The 12,102-nt window shown below is 61.4% G+C and carries 13 protein-coding genes and 1 other RNA gene; 6 read left to right on the top strand and 8 right to left on the bottom strand.

The features are described from left to right. Positions 1 to 35 precede the first annotated feature (35 nt). Together JBE38_RS11985 and JBE38_RS11980 are read left to right on the top strand one after the other, a co-directional pair. Positions 36 to 350 carry a DUF2388 domain-containing protein gene (locus JBE38_RS11985; protein WP_060753557.1) on the top strand — a complete coding sequence of 105 codons (315 nt, stop codon included), beginning with the start codon at positions 36 to 38 and terminating at the stop codon, positions 348 to 350. 163 nt (positions 351 to 513) lie between these two features. Next, positions 514 to 1,653 (top strand): DegT/DnrJ/EryC1/StrS family aminotransferase, encoded by a 1,140-nt coding sequence (locus JBE38_RS11980; protein WP_090368081.1) that lies wholly within the window; start codon positions 514 to 516, stop codon positions 1,651 to 1,653. Between the two features lie 42 nt (positions 1,654 to 1,695). Here the strand turns inward: JBE38_RS11980 and gcvH are convergent, their stop codons facing one another. The 8 genes from gcvH to JBE38_RS11940 form a co-directional block, all read right to left on the bottom strand. After that, entirely contained in the window at positions 1,696 to 2,079 is a 384-nt protein-coding gene (gcvH, locus tag JBE38_RS11975) for a glycine cleavage system protein GcvH (protein WP_060753559.1), read from the bottom strand. 53 nt (positions 2,080 to 2,132) lie between these two features. Then, positions 2,133 to 3,215 carry a glycine cleavage system aminomethyltransferase GcvT gene (gene gcvT / locus JBE38_RS11970; protein ID WP_060753560.1) on the bottom strand — a complete coding sequence of 361 codons (1,083 nt, stop codon included), beginning with the start codon at positions 3,213 to 3,215 and terminating at the stop codon, positions 2,133 to 2,135. 157 nt (positions 3,216 to 3,372) lie between these two features. Further along, complete coding sequence (locus tag JBE38_RS11965; protein WP_090368077.1) at positions 3,373 to 4,989, bottom strand: ABC transporter permease; 1,617 nt, start codon at positions 4,987 to 4,989, stop codon at positions 3,373 to 3,375. A gap of 90 nt (positions 4,990 to 5,079) precedes the next feature. Continuing rightward, positions 5,080 to 6,084, bottom strand: a complete 1,005-nt coding sequence (locus JBE38_RS11960; RefSeq protein ID WP_104994974.1) for an extracellular solute-binding protein — start codon at positions 6,082 to 6,084, stop codon at positions 5,080 to 5,082. Positions 6,085 to 6,179: 95 nt separating this feature from the next. Next, positions 6,180 to 7,397, bottom strand: coding sequence for a 2-octaprenyl-3-methyl-6-methoxy-1,4-benzoquinol hydroxylase (locus JBE38_RS11955; protein ID WP_162843548.1), 1,218 nt, complete (start codon positions 7,395 to 7,397; stop codon positions 6,180 to 6,182). A 61-nt stretch (positions 7,398 to 7,458) separates the two neighbouring features. Continuing rightward, complete coding sequence (gene ubiH, locus JBE38_RS11950) at positions 7,459 to 8,646, bottom strand: 2-octaprenyl-6-methoxyphenyl hydroxylase (protein WP_060753564.1); 1,188 nt, start codon at positions 8,644 to 8,646, stop codon at positions 7,459 to 7,461. Further along, positions 8,643 to 9,965, bottom strand: a complete 1,323-nt coding sequence (gene pepP / locus JBE38_RS11945; RefSeq protein ID WP_060753565.1) for a Xaa-Pro aminopeptidase — start codon at positions 9,963 to 9,965, stop codon at positions 8,643 to 8,645. Before pepP ends, ubiH begins: the two co-directional genes overlap by 4 nt. Positions 9,966 to 9,985: 20 nt before the next feature. After that, entirely contained in the window at positions 9,986 to 10,543 is a 558-nt protein-coding gene (locus JBE38_RS11940; RefSeq protein ID WP_060753566.1) for a YecA/YgfB family protein, read from the bottom strand. 138 nt (positions 10,544 to 10,681) lie between these two features. On the opposite strand from JBE38_RS11940, the gene JBE38_RS11935 reads away from it, so the two are divergent. The 4 genes from JBE38_RS11935 to JBE38_RS11920 all read left to right on the top strand — a co-directional run bounded on the left by JBE38_RS11935 (position 10,682) and on the right by JBE38_RS11920 (position 12,102). Then, positions 10,682 to 10,891, top strand: a complete 210-nt coding sequence (locus tag JBE38_RS11935; RefSeq protein ID WP_003177365.1) for a TIGR02449 family protein — start codon at positions 10,682 to 10,684, stop codon at positions 10,889 to 10,891. After that, a complete protein-coding gene (locus JBE38_RS11930) occupies positions 10,888 to 11,205 on the top strand; it encodes a cell division protein ZapA (protein WP_003176812.1) in 318 nt (105 codons plus the stop codon). Before JBE38_RS11935 ends, JBE38_RS11930 begins: the two co-directional genes overlap by 4 nt. 30 nt (positions 11,206 to 11,235) lie before the next feature. After that, positions 11,236 to 11,414: non-coding RNA, 6S RNA (gene ssrS / locus JBE38_RS11925), on the top strand. A 58-nt stretch (positions 11,415 to 11,472) separates the two neighbouring features. Further along, the gene (locus JBE38_RS11920) at positions 11,473 to 12,102 is read left to right on the top strand and encodes a 5-formyltetrahydrofolate cyclo-ligase (RefSeq protein ID WP_060753567.1); all 630 of its coding nucleotides are present in this window, start codon (positions 11,473 to 11,475) and stop codon (positions 12,100 to 12,102) included.

The raw sequence follows: 12,102 nt of genomic DNA, 5'->3' as shown, positions 1-12,102 counted from the left end.
AAATCGTTCAGATAACCCACCCGGAGTCACCCATCATGCGTCTTAAATATGCTGTCGCAACCCTTGCCGTGCTTTCTCTTCCTGTCGGCTCAGCCATGGCCGACAGCTTCTGGCGTAACGTCATCTCATCGGGTGCTACCACCGGCTCGACCTACCTGACTTTCAAAGACCACAAGATGGTCGTTGCCGCGCAAGACGACGCCGGCAGCTTCGTTGCCAGCGATGGTGGTATTCGCGGGCCGTACCTGGAAGCCGCCATGCAGAAAGTCCGCGCCGACAACCCTGGCCTGAAGGCCACCGACATGGAACTGGCTAACGCCATCCTGGCGAAAAACGCCGTTACCGAGTAATAGCACTCGCTGAAAAAATGCCGCTTTATGAAGCGGCATTTTTTTGCCCGTACCATGACGATTCATTCACGTGTGACAGCCTATATTCAGTCAAACCGTGCAACCATGCGGTATTGATACGTCTATTATTCATCGTTTACCTGAAACGGATGCCTTCTTCGCCATGAGCCAACAGCCTTTTCTGCCGTTCTCCAAACCTACCATTGATGAAACCACCATCGCGGCAGTCGGCGATGTACTGCGCTCCGGCTGGATCACCAGCGGGCCGAAGGTGCAGGCATTCGAGGCTCAGCTATCGGAGTACTTTGGTGGCCGCCCGGTGCGCACTTTCAACTCGGGCACCTGCACCATGGAGATCGCCTTGCGCATCGCCGGTATCGGTGCCGGGGACGAAGTCATCACCACTCCGATCTCCTGGGTCGCTACAGCCAACGTGATCCTGGAAGTGGGCGCCAAGCCGGTGTTCGCCGATATCGACCCGGTCACCCGCAATATCGACCTGGCTCAGGTAGAAGCTGCAATTACCCCGCGCACCAAGGCAATCATCCCGGTGTTCCTGGCGGGCCTGCCCCTGGACATGCCAATGCTTTATGCGCTGGCCAACAAGTACAACCTGCGCATCATCGAAGACGCCGCTCAGGCGTTGGGTTCCAGCTGGGACGGCGAACGTATCGGCGCTACCGGTGACTTCGTGTCGTTCAGCTTCCAGGCCAACAAAAACATCACCTCTTCTGAAGGCGGTTGCCTGGTGTTGAACAACGCCGAGGAAGCGCGCCTGGCAGAAAAATATCGCCTGCAGGGCGTGACGCGTACAGGTTTCGATGGCCTGGACGTCGACGTGCTGGGCGGCAAGTTCAACATGACCGACATCGCCGCCGCCATTGGCCTGGGGCAGTTCGCTCATATCGAAAAGATCACCGCCCATCGCCAGAACCTGGCACGACACTACTTCAAATGCTTCGGCAGCGATTTTGAAGAGAAATACGGCGCGCAGTTGCCACCTGCGGATTTCGAAAACAGCAATTGGCATCTGTTCCAACTCGTGCTGCCTGAGCGCCAGGACGGCCTGCCGGCACGTGCGACATTCATGGAGCAGATGCAGGCCCACGGCGTCGGCATTGGCTATCACTATCCACCGATCCACCTGCTGAGCCTATATCGGGCACAGGGGTTCAAGGAAGGCATGTTCCCGGTAGCCGAGCGTGTTGGACGTTTGATCGTGTCGTTGCCGATGTTCACGGCGATGACAGAGGCGGATGTCGAGCGGTCTGTAGCTGCTGTAAAAGCGGTATTGCAGCGCTGAAAACCGTCGCTGGAGCCGGGTTGCCCGGCTCCAGCGGCAGCATCACTCGCCGATGGCGGCCTTGTAGCCGGCGGCATCCAGCAGTTTTTCCAGGTCAGCCGGGTTGCTTGGCTTGAGCTTGAAGATCCACGCGCCGTAAGGATCTGAGTTCAGCAATTCAGGGCTGGCACTCAGCTCTTCGTTGACAGCAATCACTTCGCCAGCAATCGGCGAGTAGATATCCGAAGCCGCTTTCACCGACTCGACCACCCCCGCCTGGGCCTCTGCGGCAAACACGTTGCCGACTTCCGTCAGCTCAACGAACACCACATCACCCAGCGCTTCCTGAGCATGGTCGGAGATCCCGACGGTCACCGTGCCGTCAGCTTCCAGACGGGCCCATTCGTGGCTTTCGGCAAAACGCAGTTCGGCAGGGATATCGCTCATAGTCTGTGTCCTCAAGAAGAAATGTCAGCGGCCTTCGGCCTGCCGGAAATAGGTTAGATCAAGGTTTTGCCATGGCGCACGAAGGTCGGCTTGACCACTCGAACCGGGTACCACTTGCCGCGGATTTCCACTTCGGCCCGATCGGCGGTGGCCGTCGGTACACGCGCCAAGGCAATGGATTTACTCAGCGTAGGAGAGAAACTACCACTGGTGATCTCTCCTTCGCCAACATTGGCGATACGAACCACTTGATGAGCGCGCAAAACCCCGCGTTCCTCCAGCACCAGCCCGACCAATTTGAACTGCACACCTGCGGCTTTTTCCGCCTCCAGTGCCGCGCGGCCGATGAAATTGCGCTCGACAGGCTCCCAGGCAATGCTCCACGCCATATTGGCCGCGAGCGGTGAAACGTCCTGGTGAATATCCTGGCCATACAGGTTCATACCGGCTTCCAGGCGCAACGTATCGCGGGCGCCAAGGCCGATCGGTGAAATGCCGGCGCCGACCAGGTCGTTGAAAAAGCCCGGAGCCTGATCGGCAGGCAGGACAATCTCCAGGCCGTCTTCGCCGGTATAACCCGTGCGGGCAATAAACCAGTCGCCGTCGGCCTGGCCCTCAAAGGGCTTGAGCTGGTGGATCAGGTTGCTGCGGGACTGGGTCACCAGTTCGGCGATTTTCTGCCGGGCATGCGGGCCTTGGATAGCCAGCATGGCCAACTCGGACCGCTCTTGCAGCTGCACCGAAAAATGCCCCAACTGCGCCTGCATCCACGCCATGTCCTGGTCGCGGGTGGCGGCATTGACCACCAGCCGGTAACCCGTTTCGGTGCGGTAGACGATCATGTCGTCGACCACCCCGCCCTGCTCGTTGAGCATGGCGCTGTACAACGCACGGCCGCAGCCGTGCAAACGATCCACATCATTGGCCAGTAAATACTGAAGCCATTCCTTGGCCTGACGGCCTGTGACATCGATCACGGTCATATGGGATACATCGAACACCCCGCAGTCGCGTCGCACCTGGTGGTGTTCTTCAACTTGCGAACCGTAATGCAGAGGCATATCCCAACCGCCAAAATCGACCATTTTCGCGCCGAGGGCGAGATGCAGGTCATACAGAGGCGTACGCTGTCCCATGGGTTTCTCCTTCCGGGCTTGGCGAAGGTGCGCGGAGCAGCTATTCGCGCCTGAACGCCTTGAATTACAAGGCCCGCAGCCACGTCCAGCGACCCGCTCCGAAAGACGAAGCGCACCGAATGCCGCGCATTGTAGCCGCAAGGCGGAGTACTGACACCTAACCGATTTGCCTCGCAGACCTGCGGATCAGCCCAATCACCGGCAAAAGGCCAACCAGTACCAGCGTCAGTGCCGGCAAGGAGGCCCGTGCCCATTCGCCCTCGCTGGTCATTTCAAAGATGCGCACCGCCAAGGTATCCCAGCCGAACGGGCGCATCAGCAAGGTAGCGGGCATTTCCTTGAGGACATCCACGAACACCAGCAGTGCTGCGCTCAACGCCCCGGGCAGCAATAACGGCAGATACACTTTGAAAAACAGTCGCGGGCCACCGACGCCGAGACTGCGTGACGCTTCCGGCAACGATGGGCGTATTCGCGCCAGGCTGCTTTCCAACGGCCCGTAGGCCACCGCCAGGAACCGCACCAGATACGCCAACACCAACGCCGACAAACTACCCAGCAACAGCGGCTTGCCCGCGCCACCCAACCAGCCTGACAGCGGCACCACCAGCTCGCGGTCCAGATAACTGAACGCGAGCATGATCGACACCGCCAGTACCGAGCCCGGCAAGGCATAGCCGACATTGGCCAGACTGATGCCGGAGCGAATCGTTCGTGTCGGTGCCAGACGGTTGGCGAAGGCCAGGATCAACGCCACGCTGACCGTTATCAGCGCCGCAATGCCCCCCAGGTAGAGCGTGTGAACAATCAGCCCGGCGTAGCGCTCATCCAGGTCGAACCGGCCTCGCTGCCAGAACCAGGCAATCAGTTGCAGCATCGGAATCACAAACGCGCAGGCGAACACCAGCATGCACCAGCCGCTGGCCGCCAGAGCCTTGAACCCGTGCAGCTGATACAGCGCCTTGCCCCGCGGCCGCTCGTTGCTCGGTCGACTCGCGCCACGGGCGCGCCGTTCGCCGTAGAGCACCAACATGACGACCAGCAACAACAAGCTGGCAAGCTGCGCCGCGCTGGACAGGCTGAAAAATCCATACCAGGTTTTGTAGATCGCGGTGGTGAAGGTATCGAAATTGAACACCGATACCGCGCCAAAATCCGCCAGGGTCTCCATCAGGGCCAAGGCGACGCCGGCGCCAATCGCCGGCCTGGCCATGGGCAACGCCACGCGCCAGAACGCTTGCCACGGCGACTGCCCCAACACGCGCGCGGCCTCCATCAAGCCTTTGCCTTGGGCGAGAAACGCGGTGCGCGCCAGCAGGTAGACATACGGGTAAAACACCAGCACCAGCACGATAATCACACCACTGGTGGAACGCACCCGTGGTAGGCGCAAGCCCGCGCCGAACCACTCACGCAACAGCGTTTGCACCGGGCCTGCGAAGTCCAGCAGGCCGACAAACACAAAGGCCAGCACGTAGGCGGGAATCGCAAAGGGCAGCATCAGCGCCCAGTCGAGCCAGCGGCGTCCGGGGAATTCACACAGGCTGGTCAACCACGCCAGGCTGACACCCAGCAGCGTCACGCCAACACCCACGCCCAGCACCAAGGTCAAGGTATTGCCCAGCAGGCGTGGCATCTGGGTTTCCCAGAGGTGAGACCAGATCTGCGGGTCGATGCTTTGCCAGGACAACAGCAGCACGCTCAGCGGTAGCAGCACCAGCGCCGCTACGGTGAAGACCGGCAGGTACCAGCGGCGTTGGGCGGGGTGGGCCAAAATCAGTGCTCAGTCAATAAATTGCATGCCATCACCGCAGTCCGATGTGGGAGGGGGCACCCCCTCTCACATTTGCAACTGCGGTGCCGTTCAGTTCCAGCCGGCGCGATCCATCAACCGAATGGCCTCGGCCTGACGCTTGCCCGCCACTTCAACCGGCAGGGTGTCCGCCACGAATTTGCCCCAGGTCGCCACTTCGGCCGAAGGTGGCACCGCCGGGTTGGCCGGGAATTCCTGGTTCACATCCGCAAAGATCTGCTGCGCCTCGGGCGTGGTCATCCATTCCACCAGCGCCTTGGCCGCTTCCGGGTGGGGAGCATGCTGGGTCAGGCCGATGCCCGACAAGTTCACATGCACGCCACGGTCGCCCTGGTTCGGCCAGAACAGTTTCACCGCCAGGTTCGGGTTCTGTTTATGCAGGCGGCCGTAGTAGTAGGTGTTGACGATACCCACGTCGCATTGCCCGGCGTTGATGGCTTCGAGCACGGCAATGTCATCGGAGAACACGTCGGTGGACAGGTTGTTGACCCAGCCCTTGACGATTTCTTCGGTCTTGGCCGCGCCATGGGTTTCGATCAACGTGGCGGTCAGCGACTGGTTGTAGACCTTCTTCGCCGTGCGCAGGCACAGGCGGCCTTCCCACTGCTTGTCGGCCAGGGCTTCGTAGGTGGTGAGGTCGCCCGGTTTTACCCGGTCGGTGGAATAGGCGATGGTCCGCGCGCGCAGGCTCAAGCCGGTCCAGGTGTGCTTGGACGAGCGGTATTGCAGGGGAATGTTCTTATCGATCACCGGGGAAGTGAACGGTTGCAGGATGCCCATTTGCTCAGCCTGCCAGAGGTTGCCGGCATCGACGGTGAGCAGCAGGTCGGCGGTGGCATTTTCACCTTCGGCCTTGATGCGCTGCATCAACGGAGCTTCCTTGTCGGTGATGAACTTCACCTGCACACCGGTCTTCTGGGTGTAGGCATCGAACACCGGCTTGATCAGCTCGTCGATGCGCGAGGAGTAGACCACGACTTCGTCGGCGGCCTGCACGGTGGTGCTGCCGATGAGGGTGAGTGCCAGGGCAGTCAGGAGGCGCTTGGGTGCCAACATGGGTGCGGTCTCTCATTTGCAAAAAGAGGGCAAATGATAAGGACTCACATTTGGTAGCGCTCAGCGGAGGCGTTACCAGATGTTGCACATCGGCCTCAGGGCCTGGCCAGCTCCGGCAGATCTCCGCTCAATCCCAAAGCCTGGCGCACAAACACCGCCTTGGCCTCAGGCATCTGATCGACCATTTTCAAGCCTGCATTACGCAGCCAGCGCAACGGCAGCTGGTCGGCCTGGAACAACCGCTCAAACCCTTCCATCGCCGCCATCAGCGCCAGGTTATGCGGCATACGCCGACGCTCGTAACGACTCAGTACCTTCACGTCCGCCAGACGCTCACCACGCTCGGCGGCCGACAGCAAGACTTCGGCCAGCACCGCTGCATCGAGAAAGCCCAGGTTCACGCCCTGCCCCGCCAGCGGGTGGATCACATGGGCCGCGTCGCCGATCAATGCCAGGCCTTCGGCCACGTAGCGCTTGGCATGACGCTGGCGCAACGGCACGCAGACCCGTGGGTCGGCGCTGACCACCGTGCCGAGACGCCCTTCAAAGGCACGCTCCAGCTCACGGCAGAAGCCTTCATCATCCAGCGCCATCAGGCGTTCAGACTCAGCCGGAGTAGTCGACCAGACGATCGAACACCAATCCTCCTGCCCATCACGCACCAAGGGCAGGAATGCCAGCGGCCCGGTATCGGTAAATCGCTGCCACGCCGTGCGTTGGTGCGATTGGCTGCTGCGCACGCTAGTGACGATGGCGTTATGCAGGTAATCCCATTCACGGGTCGGCGTGCCGGTCAGGCGGCGCACGGCAGAGTTGGCGCCATCGGCGGCGATCACCAGCGGCGCACGCAACGTGCGGCCGTCGGCCAGGGTCAGCAGCCAGTCATCGCCGGAGCGGCGCATCTGTTCCAGGCGCGCATTGGCCAACAGGCCCAGGTCGCAGTCATGCAGCCGGTCGAGCAAGGCATCCTGAACCACGCGGTTCTCGACGATATGCCCCAGTACGTCAGCGTGCACGCTGGCCGCCGAAAAGTGGATCTGCCCCGTACCGCTGCCATCCCACACCTGCATCTCGCCGTAGGGGCTGGCACGCCGTTCGACGATGCCTTCCCACACGCCAAGTCGCTCGAGAATGCGCTGGCTGGCGGCCGACAAGGCGCTCACGCGAGGCTCGAAGGCCGCCTCAAGGTCGAACGGCTTGACACTCAGCGGGCTGCCGTCGAGCAACAGCACCTGCAGGCCACTACCCTGCAACGCCAGCGCGAGCGCGCTTCCGACCATTCCGGCCCCGACAATCAGCACATCTGCGCGCATGTCCATGCTTTAAGCCTTGTCTCGTGTGCGGCACAGGCCGCGAATAAAGGAGTGGACTGGTTCAAACATCGGGACGCGTGCCCAGCCCCATGGCCTGGCGGGCGAACCAGCGTTTGGCCGGTGGCAGTAGATCCAGCCCCAGCAGCCCGAGGTTGCGGCCCAAGGCCACTACCGGTTGTGCGCTGCCAAACAAACGCGTGACCTGGTCGGAGAAGCCCACGGTCAGGTTCTGGTCCAGGCGCTGGCGCTCGCGATAGCGCTGCAGGGTCGCCAGGTCACCCGGTATCGCCGGCCCGGCCAACAACGCCTCGGCCAGGGCACTGGCATCGCGCAGGGACAGGTTGAACCCTTGCCCGGCGATCGGGTGCAGGCTGTGGGCGGCATTACCGAGGATGACCAGGTGCGAACGTACCTGCTCTTCGGCCTCCACCAACGTCAACGGGTACAGGTGACGGGCACCGACTTGCTTGAGGGTGCCCAGGCGATAGCCGAACACGCCCTGCAGCTCGCTCAGGAAACTGCGCTCGTCGAGGTTGGCCAAGCGCTGGGCGTCCATGCCAAGCCGCGTCCAGACCAGTGCGCAACGGTTGTCCGGCAACGGCAGCAGGGCCATCGGGCCTTCATCGGTGAAGCGTTCGAAGGCCTCGCCGTTGTGAGCTTCGCTCGGCGTGATATTGGCGATCAAGGCGCTCTGGTTGTAGGGGCGGGTTTTGACCCCGATGCCCAGTTGCTCGCGCAAACCGGAGCGACCACCGTCGGCCAGCACCGCCAGGTCGCATTCCAGCACGGTCTCATCGTTAAGCGTCAGGCGATAGCCGTCGGGCAGCGGCTCCAGGCGGGTCACTTCCGCCGGGCAGCGCCAGCTGATCACGTCTTTGTCCAGACCTTGCCACAGGCATTGGCCGAGCCAGGCGTTTTCCACCACGTAACCCAGGGCAGGCACGCCCTCCTCCAAGGCGGACAACCGCGCGGTGGAGAAACGGCCACGATCCGACACATGAATCTGCTTGATCGGCTCGGCGCGACGGGAGATTTGCTGCCACAGGCCCAGGCGCTGATAAATCTGCCGGGCACCAAACGACAGCGCCGATGAACGCGCGTCATAGCTGGGTTGGTAAGTGTCACCGGGGGCGAACGGCTCGATCAGCACGATCTTCCAGCCCCGTGCCTTGGCCCCGGCCTGCAGGGCCAGTGCCAAGCTGGCACCTACCAGGCCGCCACCGATAATCGCCAGGTTGACGCGGCTCATCGGGCAGCCGCCATCAACGCTTCGATGTCAGCGACGGTCTTGGGCACGCCGCCGGTCAGGATTTCACAGCCTTGCTTGGTCACTACCACGTCGTCCTCGATGCGTACGCCAATGCCACGCCACTTCTTTGCCACGTTCTGGTTGTCCGGCGCGATATAAATCCCCGGCTCCACGGTCAATGCCATGCCGACTTCCAGCACACGCCATTCACCGCCCACCCTGTATTCGCCCACATCGTGCACATCCATGCCCAGCCAATGGCCGGCGCGATGCATGTAGAACGCGCGGTAGGCCTCGCTGGCGATCAGTTCATCGACATCGCCCTGTAACAACCCCAGGTCCACCAGCCCCGTAGTGATGACGCGCACCGTCGCCTCATGGGCCTGGTTCCAATGCTTGTTCGGCGCGATCTCGGCAAAGGCGGCTTCCTGGGAGGCCAGCACAATTTCGTAGATCGCCTTTTGCTCGGGCGAAAACTTGCCATTGACCGGCCAGGTACGGGTGATGTCACTGGCATAGCAGTCGATTTCGCAACCGGCGTCGATCAGCACCAGGTCACCGTCCTTGAGCAGTGCGTCATTGCGCTGGTAATGCAGGATGCAGCTGTTGCGCCCGGCGGCGACGATGGAGCCATAGGCCGGCATCTTGGCACCGCCCTTGCGGAACTCGTAATCCAGCTCGGCTTCCAGGCTGAACTCATACAAGCCGGCGCGACTGGCCTGCATCGCCTTCACGTGGGCCGCACAGGAGATACGTGCAGCCTCACGCATCACCTTCACTTCTGCCGCCGATTTATACAGGCGCATGTCGTGCAGCAGATGATCCAGGGCAACAAATTCGTTCGGCGGCTGCGCGCCCAGGTGCGCTTTGGAGCGGATCACGTTGATCCACTCCATCAGGTGCCGGTCGAACTCGGCGTTGCTGCCCATGGCCGAATACACCCGGTCGCGGCCTTCGATCAGGCCGGGCAGGATGTCGTCGATATCGGTGATGGGAAAGGCGTCGTCGGCGCCAAAGTCACGCACTGCGCCTTCGGTGCCGGCGCGCAGGCCGTCCCACAATTCGCGTTCGGCATTGCGCTCGCGACAGAACAGCACGTACTCGCCGTGCAAGCGACCGGGCATCAGCACGATCACCGCTTCAGGCTCGGGGAAGCCGCTCAAGTACTGGAAGTCGCTGTCCTGGCGGTATATGTGTTCGACATCGCGGTTGCGGATCGCCACGGCGGCGGCCGGCAGGATCGCGATGCTGTTGGGTTCCATCTGCGCCATCAGCGCCTTGCGGCGCCGGGCGTATTCCGCTCTGGGGATATGAATCATGGGCAGATGGGCGTCCTTTCTTAATGCAGCGAAGGCTTGGGGGCAGCCGGCTCAGCGGACTTGCGGGTCTCGGTGAACAGTAGCAGCGGAGCGACGCGCAGGTATTCCATCACTTCCATATAGTCGCTTTCACCGTCTTCGGACTCTTCCAGGGCGTCTTGCACCTGGGAGATGGCTGCCAGGTCCTGCAGCACTTCCTTGGCGTCGGTGCTCAACTCCAGGCCGGCGGCGTTGACGCCAAAACCGTGGAGGAAGCCCTGGCACCATTGGCCCAGCGCCGCAGCGCGCTCGGTGAGTGGCGCGTCGTCGGTCGGCAGCAGCAGCACCACGGTGACATCGTCTCCCGTCAGCTCGCCCTTGACCATTTCCTGCAGGCCGATCAGCGCATTGCGCACGTTATCTTCTGGCTCTTTCTCCAGCAGCTCGGCCACATCGGCCAGCCAATTGTCCGCGTCAAAGCCGACACCTGTGCAGCTGCGGCCCACCAGCACACCGTGCAGTTCGGCAGGCGAGCAAGGATGACCGCTGGTGCTCAGCAGTTTGGAAAAAGCATCATACGGGGAGTTTTGAATAGGCATGGTGAGCTAGGCGCCAGACGGCGCAATGTCTAGAATGAAGCGCTGTATCCTAGCACCGGCAGACGTACCAAGACTATCGAGGGCGTCAGATCGTTTATCCTGAAGTTGCCATTCATCAGACAAATCCAGTGGAACCCAATGGAAGACACCGACCTGCAAGCGCTGATGGCCAGACTCGAACTGCTAATTGATCGGGTCGAGCAACTTAAGAGTCAAAACGGACTCCTATTAGCTCAGGAAAAGACCTGGCGCGAGGAACGCGCTCACCTCATTGAAAAAAACGAAATCGCCCGGCGTAAGGTCGAATCGATGATTTCGCGCCTGAAGGCCCTGGAGCAAGACTCATGAGTTCAAGCAATAGCGTAACCGTGCAGATCCTCGATAAAGAATATTCGATCATTTGCCCCCAGGAAGAGCGCAATAACCTGGTGAGCGCCGCCCGCTACCTGGATGGCAAGATGCGTGAGATCCGCAGCAGCGGCAAAGTGATCGGTGCCGACCGTATCGCGGTGATGGCCGCGCTGAATATTACCCACGACTTGCTGCATAAGCAGGAACGGCCTGACGTACAGGCCAGCGGGTCGACGCGTGAGCAGGTGCGTGACCTGCTGGAACGCGTTGATCTGGTGCTTTCCAGCGATTCGGACGCACCCAAGGGCTGATTGACGCCTCGGTTTAAGGTATACTCGCCCCACTCCCTGGCGTGTTTGCCAGTCGGCGATGTCCCTGAGCCGATTCGCACTACCCTGGAAGTTGCACGTTGGGCTGGTGTGCATGTCCGCTAGACGGAAAGCCTTAAAGCCTACTGCTTCTTCCACCTTGAACTTTCGGGTTCAAGGGCTAAGTCGACAGCGGCTCTGTCGGGGAGCCTGAATTCCCAAACTCAATGCCAGTCTCAGGACTGGCATTGTTTTATGAGCCGAAAAACCATGACCGAACCTGCGCCGCTTTCCCGTCCGCAACTTCGACGCATGTTGCGCAAGGCCCGCCGCGAGCTATCGCCGAGTGAGCAGCGCAAGGCAGCCCATGGCTTGTATCGGCAACTGGCACAGCATCCGCTGTTTCGCCGGGCCAGGCATATCTCCTTGTATCTACCGACAGACGGCGAAATCGATCCGCGCTTGCTCTTGCGCGCCGCTCAACGTCGGGGCAAGGCCACCTATCTACCGGTACTCAGCGCCTGGCCACGGACCAAAATGGTGTTCCAGCGTGTGCGGCCTGGGGATAAGTTGTCGCCCAATCGCTTTCGCATTCTTGAACCGCAAGTGAATGCCAACCGCCAACGCCAGGTCTGGGCGCTGGATCTGGTGCTGTTACCGCTGGTGGGGTTCGATGATGTGGGCGGGCGCCTGGGCATGGGCGGTGGGTTTTATGATCGCAGCCTGGCTTACCTGTCGCGCCGTCAGAGCTGGCGCAAGCCGACGCTGTTGGGGCTGGCCCACGAATGTCAGAAAGTCGATCGCCTGGCGCAGGCAAGCTGGGATGTGCCGCTGGCGGGCACCGTCACCGATAGGCAGTGGTATGTCGCGCAAGCGCCGCTGCAAACAGCGACGCCTTAA

This window comes from Pseudomonas sp. ICBG1301, assembly GCF_016918385.1.
Taxonomy (GTDB): Bacteria; Pseudomonadota; Gammaproteobacteria; order Pseudomonadales; family Pseudomonadaceae; genus Aquipseudomonas; species Aquipseudomonas palleroniana.
The sequence above is the reverse complement of the archived record's forward strand: the minus strand, read 5'-3'. Positions and strand labels throughout refer to the sequence as shown.

Excerpts from the sequence above, each read along its gene's own strand:
- JBE38_RS11985 (WP_060753557.1), top strand. The coding sequence starts at position 36 with ATGCGTCTTAAATATGCTGTCGCAACCCTTGCCGTGCTTTCTCTTCCT.
- gcvH (WP_060753559.1), bottom strand. The coding sequence starts at position 2,079 with ATGAGCGATATCCCTGCCGAACTGCGTTTTGCCGAAAGCCACGAATGG.
- JBE38_RS11940 (WP_060753566.1), bottom strand. The coding sequence starts at position 10,543 with ATGCCTATTCAAAACTCCCCGTATGATGCTTTTTCCAAACTGCTGAGC.
- pepP (WP_060753565.1), bottom strand. The coding sequence starts at position 9,965 with ATGATTCATATCCCCAGAGCGGAATACGCCCGGCGCCGCAAGGCGCTG.
- JBE38_RS11955 (WP_162843548.1), bottom strand. The coding sequence starts at position 7,397 with ATGCGCGCAGATGTGCTGATTGTCGGGGCCGGAATGGTCGGAAGCGCG.
- JBE38_RS11960 (WP_104994974.1), bottom strand. The coding sequence starts at position 6,084 with ATGTTGGCACCCAAGCGCCTCCTGACTGCCCTGGCACTCACCCTCATC.
- JBE38_RS11980 (WP_090368081.1), top strand. The coding sequence starts at position 514 with ATGAGCCAACAGCCTTTTCTGCCGTTCTCCAAACCTACCATTGATGAA.
- JBE38_RS11935 (WP_003177365.1), top strand. The coding sequence starts at position 10,682 with ATGGAAGACACCGACCTGCAAGCGCTGATGGCCAGACTCGAACTGCTA.
- JBE38_RS11920 (WP_060753567.1), top strand. The coding sequence starts at position 11,473 with ATGACCGAACCTGCGCCGCTTTCCCGTCCGCAACTTCGACGCATGTTG.
- ubiH (WP_060753564.1), bottom strand. The coding sequence starts at position 8,646 with ATGAGCCGCGTCAACCTGGCGATTATCGGTGGCGGCCTGGTAGGTGCC.
- JBE38_RS11930 (WP_003176812.1), top strand. The coding sequence starts at position 10,888 with ATGAGTTCAAGCAATAGCGTAACCGTGCAGATCCTCGATAAAGAATAT.
- gcvT (WP_060753560.1), bottom strand. The coding sequence starts at position 3,215 with ATGGGACAGCGTACGCCTCTGTATGACCTGCATCTCGCCCTCGGCGCG.